Annotated in this window: 19 protein-coding genes; 11 read left to right on the plus strand and 8 right to left on the minus strand. The window is 64.6% G+C overall.

Annotated elements, in window-relative coordinates; translation table 11 throughout:
• Positions 1–498: 498 nt before the first annotated feature.
• Positions 499–1,212 carry a DUF599 domain-containing protein gene (locus tag AX729_RS06575; RefSeq protein WP_061021282.1) on the minus strand — a complete coding sequence of 238 codons (714 nt, stop codon included), beginning with the start codon at positions 1,210–1,212 and terminating at the stop codon, positions 499–501.
• A gap of 121 nt (positions 1,213–1,333) precedes the next feature.
• Between AX729_RS06575 and AX729_RS06580 the strand changes: the two genes are divergently transcribed.
• The 4 genes from AX729_RS06580 (at position 1,334) to AX729_RS06595 (ending at position 4,141) form a co-directional block, all read left to right on the plus strand.
• Complete coding sequence (locus AX729_RS06580) at positions 1,334–1,996, plus strand: glutathione S-transferase family protein (protein ID WP_061021284.1); 663 nt, start codon at positions 1,334–1,336, stop codon at positions 1,994–1,996.
• Positions 1,997–2,311: 315 nt separating this feature from the next.
• Positions 2,312–2,515 (plus strand): hypothetical protein, encoded by a 204-nt coding sequence (locus AX729_RS06585; protein WP_085966667.1) that lies wholly within the window; start codon positions 2,312–2,314, stop codon positions 2,513–2,515.
• A gap of 156 nt (positions 2,516–2,671) precedes the next feature.
• Entirely contained in the window at positions 2,672–3,658 is a 987-nt protein-coding gene (locus AX729_RS06590; protein WP_061021286.1) for a hypothetical protein, read from the plus strand.
• A gap of 42 nt (positions 3,659–3,700) precedes the next feature.
• Entirely contained in the window at positions 3,701–4,141 is a 441-nt protein-coding gene (locus tag AX729_RS06595) for a DUF1489 family protein (RefSeq protein ID WP_061021288.1), read from the plus strand.
• Here AX729_RS06595 and panC read toward each other — a convergent pair.
• Positions 4,138–4,989 carry a pantoate--beta-alanine ligase gene (panC, locus tag AX729_RS06600; RefSeq protein WP_061021289.1) on the minus strand — a complete coding sequence of 284 codons (852 nt, stop codon included), beginning with the start codon at positions 4,987–4,989 and terminating at the stop codon, positions 4,138–4,140. The genes AX729_RS06595 and panC overlap by 4 nt on opposite strands.
• A gap of 282 nt (positions 4,990–5,271) precedes the next feature.
• Between panC and AX729_RS06605 the strand changes: the two genes are divergently transcribed.
• The 4 genes from AX729_RS06605 (at position 5,272) to AX729_RS06620 (ending at position 9,074) form a co-directional block, all read left to right on the plus strand.
• Positions 5,272–6,195, plus strand: a complete 924-nt coding sequence (locus tag AX729_RS06605) for a division plane positioning ATPase MipZ (protein ID WP_061021292.1) — start codon at positions 5,272–5,274, stop codon at positions 6,193–6,195.
• Between the two features lie 344 nt (positions 6,196–6,539).
• A complete protein-coding gene (locus AX729_RS06610) occupies positions 6,540–7,400 on the plus strand; it encodes an alpha/beta fold hydrolase (RefSeq protein WP_061021294.1) in 861 nt (286 codons plus the stop codon).
• A gap of 122 nt (positions 7,401–7,522) precedes the next feature.
• On the plus strand, positions 7,523–8,269 hold the full coding sequence (locus tag AX729_RS06615; protein ID WP_061021296.1) for a vWA domain-containing protein: 747 nt from the start codon (positions 7,523–7,525) through the stop codon (positions 8,267–8,269).
• 79 nt (positions 8,270–8,348) lie between these two features.
• Positions 8,349–9,074 carry a DnaJ domain-containing protein gene (locus AX729_RS06620; protein WP_061021415.1) on the plus strand — a complete coding sequence of 242 codons (726 nt, stop codon included), beginning with the start codon at positions 8,349–8,351 and terminating at the stop codon, positions 9,072–9,074.
• A gap of 239 nt (positions 9,075–9,313) precedes the next feature.
• Here AX729_RS06620 and AX729_RS06625 read toward each other — a convergent pair whose 3' ends face one another.
• A complete protein-coding gene (locus AX729_RS06625; protein ID WP_061021298.1) occupies positions 9,314–11,164 on the minus strand; it encodes a D-alanyl-D-alanine carboxypeptidase in 1,851 nt (616 codons plus the stop codon).
• Between the two features lie 388 nt (positions 11,165–11,552).
• Between AX729_RS06625 and AX729_RS06630 the strand changes: the two genes are divergently transcribed.
• Positions 11,553–11,891, plus strand: coding sequence for a phasin family protein (locus AX729_RS06630; protein WP_061021300.1), 339 nt, complete (start codon positions 11,553–11,555; stop codon positions 11,889–11,891).
• An 81-nt stretch (positions 11,892–11,972) separates the two neighbouring features.
• Here the strand turns inward: AX729_RS06630 and AX729_RS06635 are convergent, their stop codons facing one another.
• On the minus strand, positions 11,973–13,334 hold the full coding sequence (locus tag AX729_RS06635) for a TadE/TadG family type IV pilus assembly protein (RefSeq protein ID WP_061021302.1): 1,362 nt from the start codon (positions 13,332–13,334) through the stop codon (positions 11,973–11,975).
• Between the two features lie 482 nt (positions 13,335–13,816).
• On the opposite strand from AX729_RS06635, the gene clpS reads away from it, so the two are divergent.
• Positions 13,817–14,149: an ATP-dependent Clp protease adapter ClpS gene (clpS, locus tag AX729_RS06640; RefSeq protein ID WP_061021417.1), complete on the plus strand. Its 333-nt coding sequence runs from the start codon at positions 13,817–13,819 to the stop codon at positions 14,147–14,149.
• A 285-nt stretch (positions 14,150–14,434) separates the two neighbouring features.
• Complete coding sequence (gene clpA, locus AX729_RS06645; protein ID WP_061021305.1) at positions 14,435–16,837, plus strand: ATP-dependent Clp protease ATP-binding subunit ClpA; 2,403 nt, start codon at positions 14,435–14,437, stop codon at positions 16,835–16,837.
• 78 nt (positions 16,838–16,915) lie between these two features.
• Here the strand turns inward: clpA and AX729_RS06650 are convergent, their stop codons facing one another.
• From AX729_RS06650 to AX729_RS06665, 4 genes are all read right to left on the minus strand, one after another.
• Positions 16,916–17,365 (minus strand): PEGA domain-containing protein, encoded by a 450-nt coding sequence (locus AX729_RS06650; RefSeq protein WP_061021307.1) that lies wholly within the window; start codon positions 17,363–17,365, stop codon positions 16,916–16,918.
• Between the two features lie 231 nt (positions 17,366–17,596).
• A complete protein-coding gene (locus tag AX729_RS06655; protein ID WP_061021309.1) occupies positions 17,597–17,941 on the minus strand; it encodes a c-type cytochrome in 345 nt (114 codons plus the stop codon).
• 78 nt (positions 17,942–18,019) lie between these two features.
• Positions 18,020–19,045 carry an aldo/keto reductase gene (locus AX729_RS06660; protein WP_061021311.1) on the minus strand — a complete coding sequence of 342 codons (1,026 nt, stop codon included), beginning with the start codon at positions 19,043–19,045 and terminating at the stop codon, positions 18,020–18,022.
• A 151-nt stretch (positions 19,046–19,196) separates the two neighbouring features.
• Positions 19,197–20,153: an AraC-like ligand-binding domain-containing protein gene (locus AX729_RS06665; protein ID WP_061021314.1), complete on the minus strand. Its 957-nt coding sequence runs from the start codon at positions 20,151–20,153 to the stop codon at positions 19,197–19,199.
• Positions 20,154–20,199 lie beyond the last annotated feature (46 nt).

The raw sequence follows: 20,199 nt of genomic DNA on the forward strand, positions 1-20,199 counted from the left end.
CGGCATAAGCCGTCCGACCATCGCGCAGGGAAGGCCGAGTGATCGGCACCACCTGTATGCTGCTGTGCGGTTCTTCTGCGTGTGCATTTTGCGCAGCAGACCGCGGGTGCGTTGTCAGCACCCGGCCTTCCCTGCGCTCTCTTGGATTCAGAGGGTGGGAGTAATCAGCAAAGCTCGGGCGAATTGCGCCGCGAGAGCGCGAAGGCGTGTCTGCGATTGGAAATGCATGTTGGAAGAGTGGCGATGTCGCCCCTTGCTCCGTCATTGCGAGGAGCGCTTGCGACGAAGCAATCCAGAATCCTTCCGCGAAAAGACTCTGGATTGCTTCGCTGCGCTCGCAATGACGAGGATGCGTGTGTGTGCTCTTCTCCCGTGCGCCCCGGACGCAGCGCAGAGTCGCTTCGACGGTGCGCTGCAGAGCACTGCGTCGTGCCGCTCTCTGGGCCTCGGCTCTGCGCCGCAACGCTTGCGCGTTGCAGCTTGTCCGCGACACGCGCCTCAATGACCGCGCTTCATCGCCTCGCCATCCACCACCTCCGGCGCCATCGCGGCCCAGGCACTCGATGCGAACTGCCGTCGCCAGGTCACGACCACCACCGCCGCCGTGGTGACGAACAGCACCCAGGGGCTGACGAACCAGCCGAGATAGCCGAGCGCGAAGAAGAAGGCGCGCTGGCCGCGGTTGAAATGACGGCCGGCGGATTCGAACAGACGCGAGGTGCGGATGACATGGGCTTCGGCCTCGGGCGTGTCGCGCCGGTCAGCCGGCGGCATGCCGCCGAACAGGATCGCGACGTAGTTGAACAGGCGGTAGGCCCAGGCGAACTTGAAGAAAGCGTAGACGCAGATCAGCACCAGGCCGACGCATTTCAGCTCCCACATGGCCGGCGACGTGCTGAGGTCGATCGGCAGCTTGCTCAGGATCGTGATCGCATCATTGGTGGCGTGCAGCAGCGCCAGCGCGCCGCCGAGCGCGAACAGGCTGGTGGACGCGAAGAAGGCGGTGCCGCTCTGGAGCGAGGCCATGATCTGCATGTCGACCATGCGTGTCTCGCGGTGGAGCATCCGGCGCACCCAGACCTCGCGATATCGATTCATCCGCGCCGACAGGCTGTCGCGGCCATAGGCCGAGTGCTCCAGCGTCAGCGCATAGACCAGCCATTCGATGATGAAGAAGCCGACGGCGGCGATGTCGACCCAATGCCTGCTCATGTCTGTCTCCTCGCAATCGCAACGATTGCCACGCGTGATCCGGTGCGGCAACGATTGATTGGCGGCAGGCGATGGCGCTAAAAGCGGCTCGCTTCAAGGCGTCGTGGGAAGGATTGATGACATGGCAGCGCTGAAACTCGCGATCGGCAACAAGAACTACTCGTCATGGTCGATGCGGCCCTGGCTCGCGCTGCGAGCCAACGACATCCCGTTCGTGGAGACGCTGATCCCGCTCTACACCGACAACCCCGCGGACAAGGAGCAGATCCTGTCCTTCAGCCGCGCCGGCAAGGTGCCGGTGCTGGTCGACGGCGACATCACGGTGTGGGATTCGCTCAGCATCATCGAGTACATCGCCGAGCGATTTCCCGAGAAGAAGCTGTGGCCCGACGATGCCGCGGCCCGCGCCCATGCCCGGTCGGTGTGCGCCGAGATGCATTCGGGGTTCATGGCCCTGCGCAACGAGTGCGGCATGAACCTGCACCGCCCCGTGCGGCCTGTGACGCTGTCGGCGGACGCCAAGGCCAACATCGCGCGAATTCAGGAGATCTGGCGCGATTGCCGCGCCCGTTATGGTGCCGGGGGACCGTTCCTGTTCGGTCGCTTCGGTGCGGCGGACGCGATGTATGCCCCGGTCGTGCACCGCTTCCGGACCTACGCGATCGAGGTTACGCCGGACACCAAGGCCTACATGGAGACGATGATGGCGCTGCCGGCATTCCAGGAATGGACGCGCGACGGGCTTGCCGAAACGCTTGTCATCGACAAGTTCGAGGATGCCTGACGGCAGATCCGGCCGGGGCCGCTGACCGAGTTCCGGCCAGCGGATCTCAAGGCGGGACGGGGCGAGGGCGGCGGGACCGGGCTGCGACACTTGCCTGCGACATCAGCCTGCGACATGCCGGCGGAACAAACCGCTACCACGGTATCATCGGCCCGCCGATTGCCCCGGTATCATTCTGAAATGACTGCAAAATTTGATCGCTCGCCATGCCGGCATGGCGCTGGCCAAAACGGCCCTGCGCGTGCTATACAACAAGCCGGGTTTCCGGCCGGCCATCGCAGTGGGACCATGGGCGAGGCAGGCGCTGTTTGAGTTATGGAGAGGGTGTTGAAGCACAAATTTCCCGTGGGATCGCGCGTCTTGTTCACCGCCAGCAATGTCGCGCGCCCCGCTGCCAGCGGGTCGTACGAGGTCATCCGTCTGCTGCCGACCGATGGCGACGATTGCCAGTACCGGATCAAGAGCTCGACCGAAGCCTTCGAGCGCGTCGCCAAGGAAAGCCAGCTCGCGCTTTCCTGAAGGCTGACCGCACCCGCGCATCGGTGCCATCAGGGATTAGTGTCCTGCCGCCGTCAAAAGGCCCGCTTCGCCTTCACAACGTGAACCGGGGGCAGTGGCCGACTCGCGGTGCTCGCTTGACCATTCGCTCTTTGCTCGCGTGAGGGGACGTCGCGCATGAACTGGGCATGGGCCACTTCGCTCGACCAAATCTGGCGTTCGCCGGCATTCCCGATGTGGATGACGCTGGCGGCTGCCGGATTCTTCGGATTGATTCTCCTGATCACACTGCTGCGCGCCGACAGATCGGTCGCCAACGGTGCGCTCACCGTCATCACGCTGCTATCCATCGTGATCGCAGGGGCAGCCACCGTGCGCGTCTATGGACCGGAAGGGCAGTCCGCTCCGGCCGAAGCGCGCGAGCAGGCCGCTGTCACGGCCAGCCTGCCGGCATTGTCCTGTCTCGACGACCTCGCCGGCGATGCCGTCGCCGCTGGCTGCGAGAAGGCGCTGTTCGGCGCCCCTGACGCAGCGGCCGCGGCCGTTTCCAACACTGCCGCCAGGATCGACCGGCTCACTGCGATCGGAGACGTCGCCACGGCCGAGAAGCGCCTGACGATCGAGATGAAGGTGCTGCGCAGATCGCTCGAGCGTGATCGCTACGGCCTGGTCGCGCATGTGCTGATCGCTCGCGACGGCTGCACGCAATTCGATTGCCCCGCGTTCCGCTCGCTGACCGACCAGCAGCAGGTCGCCGCCAACATGGAATCCCATCTCTACGACACGCTGATCGCGCGCTATGCGCCGACCTGGAACGCGCCCCCAACGGCACCGGCGATGCCGGCCACCGCGGCGCTCGCCGGGATGCCGCCGTCGATGCCGACGGGCAGGCCGACCAATGCCGAGTTCCCGAGCGCTTCGTCGACGCCGCCGGTGAGCATCATGAATCCGGAGCCGCCCACGGCGGCGACGCGCCAGGCGGGGCCGGCACCGCGTGCGCCCGCCGCGGCCTCGGCACAGGCCGCAGCGCCCTCGGCAACAGCTGCGCCGGCCGCGAAGAAACCGCCGGCTCCAAAGGCTGCGCGTGCGCCCGCCGCCGCACCGGTTCCGCTCGCGCCGCCGCCGGCGTCTACGGCTGCTCCCGCGGCTGCGGATAACGAGTAGATCGGCATTCCAAATGCGAGATTGCCCGGCTAATGCTTGGGCATGCCGCTACATCTGATCAAGCTCGCCGTCGGCTGCGACTCCGTCAAGGAATTGAAGGAGTGGGTGGCCGAACGGATGCAGACCGCCAGGAAGAAGGGTCTGCCGCAACATCACATCCACATCACCCGCATGGTGCCCAAGCGCGACGCCGAAATCCTCGCCGGCGGCTCGCTCTATTGGGTCATCAAGGGCGAGATCGCCGCGCGCGAAAAGATCATCGGCATCGAGCCGTTCCGCGACAAGGACGGTATCGGGCGCTGCCGGATCGTGATGCAGCCGAAAGTGATCTCCGTCTCGCCGCGGCCGATGCGCCCGTTCCAGGGCTGGCGCTATCTCACCGACGATTCCGTGCCGGCCGATCTCGGCAAGTCCGCGGCCGGCTCGATCGCGGCGATGCCGGAGCCGATGCGGCGCGAGCTGCGTGACCTCGGGCTGCTCTAAACCGCGATATTGTCGATCAGCCGGGTGGTGCCGAGCTTGGCCGCGACCAGGATTCGGAGCGGGCCGTCCTTGCGCGAGGTGATCGGTGCCAGTGTCTCGGCATGGCGGACCTCGTAATAGTCGAGCACCAGGCCGGCCGCCTCGATCATCTCGGCACCGCCCGCCATCGCCGGCGCGATGGAATCGCCGGCACGGATGCGCGCGGCGCTCGCCTTCATCGCTCGGTAGAGGACGGTGGCGGTCTGGCGTTGGTCGGGCGAGAGGTAGACGTTGCGCGAGGACATCGCGAGCCCGTCGCGCTCGCGCACGGTGCGGGAGCCGATGACCTTGACGCCCAGGTCGAGGTCGCGCGCCATCTGCGTCACCACCCGCAACTGCTGGAAGTCCTTTTCGCCGAAGATCGCAAAGTCCGGCCGGCACTGCGTGAACAGCTTGCCGACGACGGTGGCGACGCCGCCGAAGAAATGCGGGCGGAAGCGGTCCTCGAGCCCGGCCAGCGCCGGTCCCTCCGGGACGATGCGGGTGGCAAAGCCTTCCGGATACATGGCCTCGACGCCTGGGTGCCAGACGACATCGACCTCCTCGGCCGCGAGCTTGGCGATGTCGGCCTTCCAGGTTCGCGGATAGGCGCCGAAATCCTCGGTCGGGGCGAACTGGGTCGGGTTGACGAAGATCGACACCACGACGCGGCTGGCGCGCCGCTTGGCGAGGCGGACCAGCGACACATGCCCGTCATGGAGGGCCCCCATGGTCGGGACCAGCGCGATCGTGGCCTTTCGCTTGCGGAGATTGTCGACGGCGCGCCGCAGGGCGGGGACCGTGCGGGCGATCAATGGGCTTGCTGACATCAGGACTCGACGGTTTGGAATCATCGCAGGCACGGGCGTTGCGCCCGGCCGGCTAACCTTAACAAGCGGCGATCGTGGACGCCATGCATCCGGATGCGGCACAGCATCCCGCGCAAGGTGGCGCACGATGTCGCGACATTGTGGGCGAGATCACGGACGAAAGACGGCGCAGCGATTCATGACGAAGCAGTGCGCTGTGATTTGCATGACCTGTCACGCATTTCACTTGACCGCAGACGCGGTCAACTCGAAGATATTCGTCAAGGGGTGTTGAGGATTGCTATGCTTGTGCAGGCTAGCCAAGGCCAATCCGGCTCGGCGCATGTGGTCGTGCTCGGCAACGAGAAGGGCGGCTCCGGCAAATCGACCACCGCCTTGCACATCGCCGTTGCGCTGCTGAAGGCCGGCCAGCGCGTCGCCACCATCGACCTCGACTGCCGCCAGAAGAGCTTCACCCACTACATCGACAACCGCGCGGCCTGGGCCCGCCGTACCAAGCTCGACCTCGAACTGCCGGTGCATCGTTGCATCAAGCTCGGCGAGACCATGCATATTGCCGAGAACGAGAATTCCGAGTTCCAGCAATTCATGGATGCGGTTTCGGCGGTCGAGAGCAGCTTCGACTTCATCGTCATCGATACGCCCGGCACCGACAGCTACCTGATGCGCCTCGCGCATTCGATGGCCGACACCCTGGTGACGCCGATCAACGACAGCTTCCTCGATTTCGACGTGCTCGGCACCGTCGACCCCGCCAATTACGCCGTCACGGGCGAGAGCCACTATGCCGAGATGGTGCGTGACGTCAGGCGCAAGCGCCGCCAGCTCGACGGCGTAACCACCGACTGGATCGTGGTGCGCAACCGTCTGTCCATGCTCGGCTCCCGCAACAAGCAGCTCGTCGCCGAGGGATTGAAGGATCTGTCGCTGCGGCTCGGCTTCCGCTACGTCGACGGCTTCGCCGAACGCGTCGTCTATCGCGAATTTTTTCCGCGCGGCCTGACCGCCCTCGACGAGATCGACGAGGCCACGCTCGGCGTGCGGCCCAATCTCGGCCACCTCACCGCGCGGGAGGAGGTGACGAGCCTGCTTCGACAGCTCAAGCTGCCGCTCGACGAGCGCGGCCGCCGCCGTGCCGCCAACCGCGCCGAGTGGTTCAGTCAGGTCGACAAGCCGCTCGAGGTCCACGATATCCTGGGCGCCTGACGCCGCGGTATACGGCTACTTCCGGCGGACCCGAGCCCATGGTTTCACGCGGGAACCCGTCCTGCGCCCTGCGCGTTTTTACCCCACGCTGACCTCAAAATTGAACCCAATCGAGACCGGTTGCGTCGGATGGTAAGGTGTACCTCACGTAGCGGTATGAGAATGGGGTGCCCACAAAACGAGTGCGACGCACAATGGAAGGGCGGCCGATTCACAATATTTAGCCTTCCTGTCACGCTGCTGTGACATATATTAGGGAATAGGCGACAAGGGACCGAAGAGCCCGGAAGAACACGATTTTCAACAGGGATTCAGGCCGCTGGAGCCTGAGGCTGAGGACGAAAATGAAGCGTGGAATTGCCGTTCTGGTTTCTGTCAGTGCTCTCTGCGGCATCGCCTATTTCACGGCGAGCAAGTGGGCGATCAAGCACGAGACCATCACCTTCTATGACGCCTCGCGCGACAACCGTCCGGTGCCGCTCCACATCGCGGTGCGCCGCGACAAGGAAATGCAGGCCAATGCCGGCATGATCACGCTGCCGGTCGCCGTCATCAATCACGGCAACACCGTCAAGAACACCGAGTACGGCTTCCTCGCCAACATCTTCGCTGCGCGCGGCTACATGGTCGTGAGCCCCCAGCATGACTTGCCGACCGATCCTCCGATGGTGACCAAGCCCGGCGAGCTCTATGTCGGCCGGCTGCCGCAGATCCTGCGCGGCGTCGCCAACATCCATTTCGCCATGCACGAAATGAAGAAGGTTCAGCCCAACGCCGACTACGACAAGGTGACGATGGTCGGTCACTCCATGGGCGGCGACATCACGATGTACTTCGCCAAGCAGTATCCGGATGAGGTCAAGAAGGTCGTCACGCTCGACAATCTGCGCGTGCCTTTCGTCACCGCGGGCAAGTTCAAGATCCTGTCGTTCCGCTCGCAGGATCCGCAGTTCAAGCCCGATGCAGGCGTGCTTCCGACCGACGAGGAATGCGAGAAGGCGGGCATCCAGGTCGTGAAGACCGAATTCCAGCACAACGACATGCGCGACACCGGTCCGGATGTGGCCAAGAGCTCGATCCAGAGCATGCTCGACAAGTTCTTGAGCGCGACCGACAGCCAGGTCGCGCCGGTCGACACGCAATCCTCCCCGCCGAAGATTCTCGAGCCCGGTCCGGTCGCACTGATGGGGCCTGCCAAGAGCTGACGCCTACGCCATCATCAACACTCACTTCGAAGCCTCCGCCGGCCTACGTCCGCGGAGGCTTCGCGCATTGACCGGGCTCTGCGCGCTCACCACATGAGTTGCCCACGCATGATTGAGCAGGGATGTCGGGCCAGCCCATCAAACCGCGCGGCGATGCCGTCTCGACGACGACCGGCGGCGCAGTGCCGCAGACCGGGACGTCGACCTCGGAGGACATTGCCGCCTTCGTCGCCAAGGCGCGTGCGCTGTCGCCGCATGCGCCCGGTGCAAGAGGGCGGTTGATCTTCGCGCTGGATGCGACGATGAGCCGGCAACCGACCTGGGACATGGCCTGCGCGCTCCAGGCCGACATGTTTCGCGAGGCCGCTACGCTCGGCAGTCTCGACATCCGGCTGGTCTACTATCGCGGCCTCAACGAGTGCCGCGCCACGGGTTGGATCTCCGACAGCACCAGGCTGGCGACGCTGATGAGCACGATCGATTGCCGCGGCGGCGATACCCAGATCGGCAAGGTGCTGACCGAGGCCCGGCGCGAGGCGGTCGCATCCGGCGTGCGGGCCGTGGTGTTCATCGGCGATGCCATGGAGGAAAGGCTCGAGGAACTCTGCGCCAGGGCTGGCGAGCTCGGTATGCTCAAGGTGCCAGTGTTCGTGTTTCAGGAGGGGCATGACGCCGTTGCCGAGCAGGCCTTTCGCGAGATCGCGCGCCTGACCGGCGGTGCCTGGTGCCGGTTCGATCCCGGTGCGGCGGCGCAGCTGCGCGAGCTGTTGCGGGCAGCTGCGGCCTATGCCGCAGGCGGACGCGAAGCGTTGTTGAAGCTGGCGCAGACCGCGAGCGGCGCGGCAAATTTGATCGGCCAGATGAAGTAGCGATCAGGCTGGCGCGGTGCGCGGCGGCGGCGGAGGTGGACGCGATGCATTTTGCCGCGAGGGCGCCTATATTCCGGCCATGACCCTGATTGCCGGCGCTGTCGCTGTTATCACGCTTTACCTCCTGCTCCAGATGTTCCGTTCCGCCAATCCGGCGGTGCTGGCGCGCACCGTCAAGTTCGGCGGCGGCGTGCTGGCGCTGGCGGTCGCCGCGTTCACCGGCTTGCGGGGCGAGCTGGCGGTTGCGATCCCGCTCGGAATTTTTGGCGCCGGCTTGCTCGGCTGGACGCCCTTGGCGAATGCCGGCTTCGGCAATTTCGGTGGGCTGTTCGGCGGCGGCGCGGCGCGCCCGTCCGGACAGGCCTCGCAGGTGCGATCGCAATTCCTGGACATGCGGCTCGACCACGACACCGGCCAGTTGACGGGCCGGATCGTCGCGGGCCCCCACGCCGGTCGCGATCTCGGCGAGTTCGATCTCGCCGGCCTGCTGGCGATGGTCCCGGCGTTCGATGCCGAGAGCGTGGCCTTACTTGAAAGCTATCTGGACCGCCGGTTTCCCGCCTGGCGTCAGAACGCGCAGGGAGATGCGGCAGGGCGGCAGCGCCGCACGACGGCGAGCGGCAAAATGACGGCGGAGGAAGCCTATCAGATCCTTGGCTTGCAGCCGGGGGCGGGGCGCGACGACATCAGCCGGGCGCACAAGTCCCTGATGAAGAAACTCCATCCCGACCAGGGGGGCTCGACGTATCTCGCCGCCCGGGTAAACGAGGCCAAGGATACTCTGCTTCGCACGCATAACGGCTGACTCCGGCACCACGCTACAAACGCTCGTACCGCGTGAGCTCTGCTTGCTCTGTCTGCCGTCGCCCCGATGCCCGCCCTTGTCGGCGTGGTCGATCCCTTGAGCAAAGTCTTAACCGTAAATCCTTGACGAGAGGTTGTCGGGGAGCGGCCTTCTCATCAACAGCCTCGGCCTCGTCGCATCTCAAAACGAAAAATGCCCGCGCTGGGCGCGGGCATTTGATCCGGGACGGAGAAGGGAGATCAGTTCCGGACGGTGATGCAGGAGATCTCGGCGCGCTTCAAGGCGCGGCAGACAGCTTCGGCCTGGTCGCGCTCGAGCCCCGCGAAGCGGGCGCGGTAGAGCTTGCGATTGTCCTTGGCGACAACAGGCTCGGTGAACGGGTCGGCCTTGCTGAGCAGGCCGCGGGCCGAGTTGCGGGCGGCATCGATGCGCTGCTGAGCTTCGTTCTCGCTCTCGAGCGCGCCGACCTGGACGATCCAGCCGCTGTGGAGGGTGGCCGGCTTGGTGGTGGCGCTCATCTGGATCGGCTGCGGCGCCGGGTCGGCGGACGCGAGCTTCGGACCCGCGGGAGCGGGCGCAGCGGCAGTTGCGGCCGGCAGCACTCCGAGAATGCCGTTGCCGGTGCCGAATCCCGCCGGCTGCCGCGGCAGTTCGGTGCGGGCAATCTCGGCCTTCGGCGCTTCCGGCTGGCTTACAGCCTGCGGCTTGTTGATGAGATCCGCCCTGGCGACGACGGCGCCGGAGGTTTCCGCGACGTCGGAACGGGGCGGGATGGTGCTGGTGACCGGCGGGGCGACCTGGGTCGGGGCGGCGGAGGCGACCTTCACGGGGCCGGCCTTGACCTGCACCGTCTTGACCCGCACCGGCTTCATCGGCTCGGACGAGCCGGGGATGATGGAGAGCGGCTGGCTCGAGATCACGCCATTGGTGAGCGGCGCCGGCTCGACCCTGGATTCGGTCGGCCGAACTTCCGGCTTGCTCGCTTCAGATCGAGGCTGAGCCGGCGGCATTGCAGCGGTCGCGGCTGCAAGCGTAGACAGACGCGCGGCGAGACGCGACGGGGCCGCTTCGGGAGCAGCGGCGGCAGCGACCTGAACCTGCGCGGGAGGCCGTGTCGGCGCATCCGAGGCATTGGCAACATCGGTATTGGCGTCAGCGCCGTTGCGCTCAGTGATCGCCGCGACGGTGTGGACGGTCGCGCCCTTCTCGAGATTCTCCGCCAGCAGGTTGCGCATGATGGCGTCGCGCGAGCCGCCGCTGCGGCCGCCGAGCACCACGCCGATCAGGTGGCGGTTGCCGCGGCGCATCGAGGTGACGAGGTTGAAGCCGGAGGCGCGGGTGTAGCCGGTCTTGATGCCGTCGACGCCCTCGACGCTGCCGAGCAGGTGGTTGTGGTTTCGGATCGACTGTCCTCGCCAGTTGAACGTCGAGGTGGCGAAATAGCGGTAGTAGCGCGGGAAACGCTCCTGGATGGCGCGACCGAGCGTGGCCTGATCGCGCGCGGTCGTGACCTGCTCGTCGTTGGGAAGACCGTTGGCGTTGCGATAGACCGTCTTCGACATGCCGAGCGAGCGCGCCTTGCGCGTCATCATCTGGGCGAAGTCGTCCTCGCTTCCGGCAATCGCCTCCGCAATCACCACGGCTGCGTCGTTGGCTGAGCGGGTTACGAGCCCCTTGATCGCATCCTCGACACGGATGGTCTGGCCGGGACGCAGGTTCAGCTTGGTCGGATCCTGATCGGCGGCGTGCCGGGACACCGGCAGCTCGGTGTCGAGCTTCAGCTTGCCGGATTCGAGGCGCTCGAACAGCAGATAGAGCGTCATGATCTTGGTCAGCGAGGCCGGATGGCGGATCCCGTCGGGGCTTGTCGCCTGGAGCACCGCGCCGGAATTGCCGTCGACGATGATGGACGCGAATTTCGAGCTGGAGGTATCCGACACATCGCGCTGCACCTTGTGGTGCGCGTAGTGGCGGCGATGGCGCCTGGCCTCGGCGGCATCGGTGGTGAAGATGACTGCGGTGGTGACCGTAAGAAGCCCGAAAACGCCAACCCGCGCCCAGCGCGAGGAAGACCAGTTTTTACGAAGCATGGAACCCCGTCCCCGTTTCTGACTTGATCACCGGCCCGTGGGGCGAAATTGTGCCCAAATCGACCCGGGATCTTACCTGCTCAGGCTGTCCCTCCGCTGGTGTTCGCCGCGGGGGACGTTGAACCCGAGCCGCTGTTCTGGCTAAGGTGATGTTCTCAAACGGCTTTTGGCCGCTGTCGGAAGTGAACACGTCCAGGGAATCAGGGTAGGGGGCTGCGGTTTCCAAAAGCTTAAGGAACCCTTGCGGGAAACCCTGGGAATCTCTGCGATTTGCATTTGATTTTTGTGCGACGCACAAGATTCTTGACTTTTTTGTGCGCTGCACTAAATTTGTGCGAAGTCAGGGAGCCGGGGCTTCCCGACGCGAGCCAGGGAAAAGGATTCCGACATGTTCAAGGTTGAAGACTTTCAGAATTACGGGAAAGAGCAGTTCGAGCAGTGCGTTGCCTCCGCGACCTCGGTGCAGCACGGCCTCCAGGCGATCGCCAGCGCCTATGGCGACTATACGAAGAAGTCGTTCGAAGACACCAAGTCCTTCGTCGAGAAGCTGTCCGGCGTGAAGTCGCTGGACAAGGCCATGGAAGCGCAGACCGATTTTGCCCGTTCCACCTACGAGACCTTCGTTGCGGAATCGCAGAAGATCGCCGGCCTCTACAGCGACCTCGCCAAGCAGGCGTTCAAGCCGGTCGAGACCATCGTGTCGAAGTTCACCCCGGCCGCCCAGTAACGTTTCAGGACGTCCTGAAACGAAAAAGCCCGGCTCAAACAGCCGGGCTTTTTTGCGCGCATCGTTCGCTGGATAGATCCGTCAGCGCGCCACGCGCAGCTTCGACAGCGAAGTGCCGATATCCTTGAACACCGAGACGGTCTGGCTCGCCGAGGTGACCAGATAGAACTTGTCGCTGCCGCTGGCGCAATATTGCAGCACGCTCGATGTCGGATCGCCGCCGGTGTTCACCTGGACCGTGTAGATCGTGACGTTGTAGGGCTGGGCCTTGGCGTTGTCGCAGAGGATCTTCTGCCGGGCGTCGATCTGCGAAGCATTGTTGTACCAGCGGTTCTGCGTGTTGAGACCATCCGAGAGCAGGACGATGGCGTCCTTGTAGGTGTAGTTCGTATCCTTGGCCGGCGCGTTCATGGGATCGCCGGTCGACAGCGTCATCCAGCCCCAGGCAAGGCCGATGCCCTGGTTCGTATTGCCGGTCGGAACCAGCTTGTCGACAAGGGACTTGAGCGAGGTCCAATCGTAGCTGAGCGGCATGATCGGCTGGATGTAGGCCGAATTGCTGGGGTTGCAGTAGGTATATTGCTCGGCCGGAAAAAGCGTGGACGAATTGCCGCTCACGGGTGTCGTGTTCTTGGTATCGTAGTTCTGGTCGCGGTCCGTGACGCAGCCGGTCCAGGTGTTGTGGTTCTTCGGTGTCCAGGTCTTGCCGTTGTTCACGCAGCTTGACCGCTTCGTGTAGTTGGTGTTGCTGCAAGTCCCGTTCGCGGCTTCCCAGTCGGACCAGTCGATCCAGCTTTTCGTGTAGTTGGTGCTGCCGACGTTGACGTCCTTGGAGAACGGCACGATCGAGATGTAGACGTCGCCGTTGTTCTTCGCGAGCGCGCTGAGCTGATCGATCAGGTTCTTTGCGGCCGTTTGCATTGCAGGCATCTTGCCGTCGTCTGCCATGGATCCCGTGACGTCGAGCACCAGGGCCACGCGCATGCGCGTCAAGCCCCAGGCGCTGGTGGACGTTGTGCCGATGTCGAGCGTCGGAAAGCCGGCGATCTTCATGAAGGTGGTCGTGTAGGTGCCGGTTCCGCTGAGCTGGATGGTCGAGCCGATGCTGGTGCTGGCGTTATAGGTGGCCGCGACGTTGACCGAAGGCAGGGTGTTGGTGTCCGTGAACAGGGCGTTGAAATAGGCTTGCGCCTTGGTGGATAACTGCGATGTCGTGATCGTGCCGGACGAAAGGTCCCTGGAGAGCATCAGCGCAGCGGAATCCAGGGCTGACTGCATGGAGGAGCGCGCCTGGGCGGCGCGGCTATAGTCGATTGCGGCGCCGACGAAGCTCAGCACCGGAACGAGCGCGATGGCGAAGATGACGGCGATATTGCCCTGCTCGGCCGCTGCAAAGCGGGCGAGTTGCCGACCGAGGCGGCTCACGAGAGGCAGGCGAGACATGACGATCCCCGAAATCTGTATCCTGCCCGATTTCGCGCCACGCCATTGAATGGCAGGTAAATTGGACCGCAGAAACCCGGAGCCATCTGCGGAAAACCCGTCGCAGGCGGGTTAAGGGGCAGGTTTCTGGTCAACGTGTTCTAAACGCGAGGGGCGGAAATTTTTGTCAAATCGGTCCGGATTGATTAACCTGATCAGGATCGCCCGGACCGGGAATCGGGACTGCCGCGGCCGCATCGGCCGGACCTTCGCAAGCTTGCGGCCAGCCGGGGGCAGGCCCATATTGCTGGCGAACGATCCGGCTCGAGCCGGATCTGTCGGGAGCGGCGATCCAACCAGGCGGCGCGCCTGCGCCAGGCTCCGACGGGCCGGGTCGCGCGGTGACCGCCTTCGCTTCCGTGGGGAATTTGAACGCCTGTGCCATGCCGCAACTGACTTCCAGCCTCCACCTGTCCGCGCCAGCCGCTGCCGACGCTCCTCGCATGAGCAATGACGAGAACCGTTCGGGCGGCCCCACGGGTCCGAACACGTCGGTCATCACCAAGGTCAAGCCGAAGACCAAGCGGCCGAACCTGTACCGCGTGCTGATCCTGAACGACGACTACACGCCGATGGAGTTCGTGGTTCACGTGCTGGAGAAGTTCTTCAACAAGGACATCGAAGCCGCGACAAAGATCATGCTCCACGTCCATCATCATGGCATCGGGGAGTGCGGCGTCTTCACCTACGAGATCGCCGAGACCAAGGTGACGCAGGTGATGGATTTCGCCCGCAAGCACCAGCATCCGCTGCAATGCGTGATGGAGAAGAAGTAAGCACCGTGCGGCAAGCTTGATGCCACCTGTTGCGTAAGCCACTGTGATTGTCGCCTGACGGCTGCGCGCGATTCCGTTGCACCCCGGCAAAACTACGGAATTCTGCGCCAGCGCAGATCCTGCCCAAATCGGAACGGGTTTTGCATCGAAAATACCGCAGGTGTGTCGCCGCCGAGTCGCGGAACCGGTCTTTCGCCGCGGTCTTGTATAACTATATGTGACAAAGGTTGTTGTTGCCTGACCGGGCGAGGACGATCATGATGGTGGGGGCCATAGAGGACGCGAATGCCGACTTTTTCTCAAAGCCTTGAACAATCCCTGCATCGTGCACTGGCGATCGCAAACGAGCGTCATCACCAATACGCGACGCTCGAGCATCTACTGCTCTCTTTGATCGACGACTCCGATGCAGCCGCCGTCATGCGCGCCTGTAGCGTCGATCTCGACAAGCTCCGCACGAGCCTCGTCAACTATCTTGAGACCGAATTCGAGAATCTGGTGACGGATGGCGCCGACGACGCCAAGCCGACCGCCGGTTTCCAGCGCGTGATCCAGCGCGCGGTGATCCACGTGCAGTCGTCCGGTCGCGAAGAGGTGACCGGCGCCAACGTGCTGATCGCGATCTTCGCCGAGCGCGAGAGCCATGCCGCGTATTTCCTGCAGGAGCAGGACATGACGCGCTATGACGCGGTCAACTACATCAGCCACGGCATCGCGAAGCGGCCGGGCGTCTCCGAAGCGCGGCCCGTGCGCGGCGTCGACGAGGAGACCGAGACAAAGGGTACCGAGGACCCCAAGAAGAAGGGCGAGGCGCTCGAGACCTATTGCGTCAACCTCAACAAGAAGGCGCGCGACGGCAAGATCGATCCGGTGATCGGACGCAACTCCGAGATCAACCGGGCGATCCAGGTGCTGTGCCGCCGGCAGAAGAACAACCCGCTGTTCGTGGGCGAGGCCGGCGTCGGCAAGACCGCGATCGCGGAAGGCCTAGCCAAGCGCATCGTCGACAGCGAAGTGCCGGAGGTTCTGGCGGCTGCCACCGTGTTCTCGCTCGACATGGGTACGCTGCTCGCCGGGACGCGCTATCGCGGCGATTTCGAGGAGCGCCTGAAGCAGGTGCTGAAGGAGCTCGAGGCGCATCCCAACGCCATTCTGTTCATCGACGAGATCCACACCGTCATCGGTGCGGGCGCCACGTCGGGCGGGGCGATGGATGCCTCGAACCTGCTCAAGCCGGCGCTGGCCTCGGGCACGATTCGCTGCATGGGCTCGACCACCTACAAGGAATATCGCCAGCACTTCGAGAAGGACCGCGCGCTGGTGCGGCGCTTCCAGAAGATCGACATCAACGAGCCGACCGTCGAGGACGCCATCGCGATCCTCAAGGGCCTCAAGCCGTATTTCGAGGACTACCACCGGCTGAAATATACCAACGAGGCGATCGAGGCCGCGGTGCAGCTGTCCTCGCGCTACATTCACGACCGCAAGCTGCCCGACAAGGCGATCGACGTGATCGACGAGTCCGGCGCGGCGCAGATGCTTGTGGCCGAGAACAAGCGCAAGAAGACCATCGGCATCAAGGAGATCGAGACCACGATCGCCTCGATGGCGCGGATTCCGCCCAAGAGCGTGTCGAAGGACGATGCCGAGGTGCTCAAGCATCTCGAGACGACCTTGAAGCGCACCGTGTTCGGTCAGGACCGGGCGATCGAGTCGCTTGCCGCTTCGATCAAGCTCGCACGCGCGGGCCTGCGCGAGCCGGAGAAGCCGATCGGCTGCTACCTGTTCTCGGGTCCCACCGGCGTCGGCAAGACCGAGGTCGCCAAGCAGCTCGCGGCGACGCTCGGCGTCGAGCTGCTGCGCTTCGACATGTCCGAGTACATGGAGCGGCATACCGTGTCGCGCCTGATCGGCGCACCTCCCGGCTATGTCGGCTTCGACCAGGGCGGCCTGCTCACCGACGGCGTCGACCAGCATCCGCATTGCGTGGTGCTGCTGGACGAAATCGAGAAGGCCCATCCTGATCTCTACAACGTGCTGCTCCAGATCATGGACCACGGCCGGCTCACCGACCACAACGGCAAGCAGGTCAACTTCCGCAACGTGATCCTGATCATGACCACGAATGCGGGCGCGGCGGATCTCGCCAAGCAGGCGTTCGGCTTCACCCGTTCGAAGCGGGAAGGCGACGACCACGAGGCGATCAACCGGCAGTTCGCGCCGGAGTTCCGCAACCGCCTCGATGCCATCGTCTCGTTCGGCCACCTCAGCGTCGATGTGATCGGCACTGTCGTCGAGAAGTTCGTGCTTCAGCTCGAAGCGCAGCTCGGCGACCGCGACGTCACCATCGAGCTGTCCGAGCCGGCCAAGGCCTGGCTGGTCCAGCACGGCTACGACGAGCAGATGGGCGCACGTCCCATGGCCCGTGTGATCCAGGAGCACATCAAGAAGCCGCTGGCCGACGAGGTGTTGTTCGGCAAGCTCAAGGGCGGCGGCCATGTTCGCGTCGTACTCGTCAAGGACGAGGCCGACGAGACCAAGGAAAAGATCGGCTTCGAGTATCTCGATGGCCCTGTGACGCCGAAGCAGGAGAAGCTGCCCGGCACCCGCAAGCGCCCGGGCAAGTCCAAGCCGGGCGGTCCGGGAGGCTCGAAGGGGCCGACCAAAGGCCCGCTGGTCAAGGCTTGATCGGCGTACGCGATGATTTGAAAAGGCCGGCTGAAGAGCCGGCCTTTTTTGTTGCGGCGATGTCCGTCTCTGGGATCCCTAGGTTCCAGCCTCGGGGACGCGCGGTGGCCGCGGCTTCCTCGGCGAGCGCGGGGCTGCGTGCGGAACGGACGGCTGCATCGTCACGATGACCGGATTTGGCTTGTGATCGGTCGCCGCGCCCGTCGCGGCATCGACCCCCATGCCGATCAGGCCGCCGGCCAAGAGGTTGCCGGCGAAGCCGGCAGCGCCGGTACCCGAGACCTCCTTGGTGAGCTGTACAGTTTGCGACTGGTAGCCTTCCTTCTCGAAGGTGATGGAGATGTCGGCGCTGCGTTTGGCGACGATGGCGCATGGCGTGGTGCAGGTGGTAGGCACCTCCAGCCCGCTGACCACCGCTTCCACACCCGAGGGCGTCGACGAGATGCTGATATTCTCGGTCGTGCCGCGCGTGACAGACGCGCAGCCGCCCAGCATGACGCTGAGCGCCACAATTCCCAATGAACGCATGAAATGCCCCTTGTCCCGCCACTACTGAAGCGCAACCGGAGCGGGAGTGCAATACGTCATAGGTCGGGATAGTTAAGCCACGCACAGGTTGCGCTGCGGTTGCGGCAGGCCGTCGGCATGCTCGATCATGGTCGACGACATCGTGCAGCGTGCTCGATCGTGGTCGACGAGAGACGCGGCTGCTGGTCCCTGGTCCAACCCGGGATAGATCCTGCCAAAGCCTGGACGATTTCAGTCCTGTTTCGGCTTCCGTGGCTCCTGAATTGCCTTGAGGTAGCTTACCACGGCCTCGGCGTCGTCTCGGCCGAATCGAGCCGTTGGCATGGAGCGGTGGATGCTGCTGTAGCCTTCCTGGAGGCGCTGCAGGAAGTCGGGGTCGTAGAGTTTGTTCTCGCCGAGGTTCCGGAAAGGCGTTGCCAGCTCGTTACGGCTCTTGCCCGTTCGGCCGACCGCGTGGCACTGCGCGCACATCCGTTGCAGCAACGCTTCAGCGCGCCGCTGTTCGAGATCCAGGGCTTGACCTGCTGTACTCCAGAGAACGCCAACGGCCAGCAGCGCTGGCGCGAACTTGTTCATCGCGCACTCCCGTCGGGCCCCGCAATGGCAGCAGGATGCCACGGCCGACGCAAGCGGGCTTGATGCAGCTCAAGTGTCCTACACCGCCGGCGGATTCCGCTCGGTGAAGGTCACGCGCTGGTGCCAGTAGGGGTAGGGCAGCGTCACCGCGCTCGCCGCATCGAGCTTTGCGACCTGGTCCTTGGTCAGCGACCAGCCGACCGCGCCGAGATTTTCCCGCAGCTGGGCCTCGTTGCGCGCGCCGATGATCAAGGTCGAGACGGTCGGACGCTGGAGCAGCCAGTTGAGCGCGATCTGCGAGACGCTCTTGCCCGTTTCCTTGGCGATCTCATCGATCGCATCGACGACGCGGTAGACATGTTCGTCCGGCACGGGCGGGCCGAATTCGGCCGTCTTGGGCAGTCGGCTGACTTCCGGCTTCGGCTGACCGCGACGGATTTTTCCGGTGAGGCGCCCCCATCCGAGCGGCGACCAGACGACGGCACCGAGGCCCTGATCCAGCCCGAGCGGCATCAGCTCCCATTCGTAGTCGCGCCCGATCAGCGAGTAATAGGTCTGGTTGGCGACGTAGCGCGGAAAGCCGTGCTTGTCGGCGACGGCGAGCGACTTCATCAGGTGCCAGCCCGAGAAATTCGACACGCCGACGTAGCGGATCTTGCCGGCGCGCACGAGCACATCGAGTGTGCCAAGCACCTCTTCAGGCGGCGTCAAGGCATCGAAGCCATGGAGCTGGAACAGGTCGATGTAATCGGTGCCGAGCCGGCTCAGCGAACCGTCGATGGCCGCGAGCAGATGCTGCCGCGACGAGCCGATGTCGTTGGGGCCGTCACCGAAGCGGAACGTCGCCTTGGTCGAGATCAGAACCTTGTCGCGGCGGCCCTTGATCGCTTCGCCGAGCACCCGCTCGGACTCGCCGAGCGAATAGACGTTCGCCGTATCGAACATCGACACGCCGGCTTCGAGGCAGATGTCCAGAAGGCGCCGGGCCTCGGTCGCGTCCGTCGCGCCCCAGGCGGCGAGGCGGCCGACGCCGCCGAAGGTGCCGGTCCCGAGACTCAAAGCGGGCACCATGAGGCCTGAGCGGCCCAAGCGTCGGTATTCCATTGGTATGCTCCTCGCTGGCTTCTGGTTGATCGACGCGGCCTTGGTGACGAAGGATAGTGCAAGCGGGGCCGGCGTCCTATCACGCGCTCACATACCGGCCTTGCTCAGGAACGGCATGGTCGTGCAGGCGGTCGCTGACTGGAACGAGATCTCAATGCCGCAACTGGCTCTGCCGGAAGTCGCGTGGCGACATTCCGAAATGCTCGCGGAAGACGCGGCCGAAATGCGAGAGGTCGTTGAAGCCCCAGCCGAAGGCGATCTCGCTGATATGGCGATGGGCGAGCACGGGCGAGGCGAGATCGCGCCGGCATCGGGCTAGGCGTTCGGCCAGAACGCAGCGCTGGAACGAGGTGTCCTCGTCGGCGAGAAGGTCGTTGACGTAGCGAGCCGAGATGCCGAGCGCGGCCGCGGTCTCGGCCAGCGAGAGGTCGGGATCGGCCAGATGCGCGCGGATGTGCGCCTTCAATCGATAGAGCAGGGCCGAGCGGTGGGTCGAGGTCGGCAGCGATGTCTTGCCGAGCCGCTCGCTCAATGCCATCGCGAGCAGATCGACCGCCTGCTCCGACAGCGCCGCGGCGTTGTCCGGAGCAAGCCCGTCCGCATTCTGGCAGAGGCGGAAGATGAAATCATAGGCGAGTCGTTCGAGCGGTGCGTCGGTCCCGAACGTCATCGCTGTCAGCGTCTCGGTGCCGCCGAGCCGGCGCTGCAACATCTCCCGCGGCACCTTGAAGATGGTCTGCGTGAAGGCCTCGTTGAACTTCAGCTCATAGGGCCGGGTGGTGTCATAGAGGGCAAACTCGCCGGGATGGATCACGGTCTCGCGCCCGTCCTGAACAACGCCCCCGATGCCGCGATTGCCGAGTGCAACGAGAACAAAATCCTGGTCCGAGCGCGAGATGCGCGAGGGCGTGCGGAACACGTGCTGGCGGTCCGAGCAGACCTCGGAGCATACGGCTCTGCCGAGCGATGCCTGCGTGACCGAGCCGCGAAACGCGCTGCCGAGATCGGACTTGCAGTCGAGGCCGACGAAGACGTCGCAGACGATGTCCTGCCAGAGGGCGAGCCGCCGATAGCCGGGGCTGCCGTCGGTGGTGAACTGGATTGGCATCCGGACTGCCTCCCTTTCACGTCCCGCAAAACGCGGGGAATCCAGC

Source organism: Bradyrhizobium sp. CCH5-F6 (genome assembly GCF_001556045.1).
Lineage (GTDB): Bacteria > Pseudomonadota > Alphaproteobacteria > Rhizobiales > Xanthobacteraceae > Bradyrhizobium.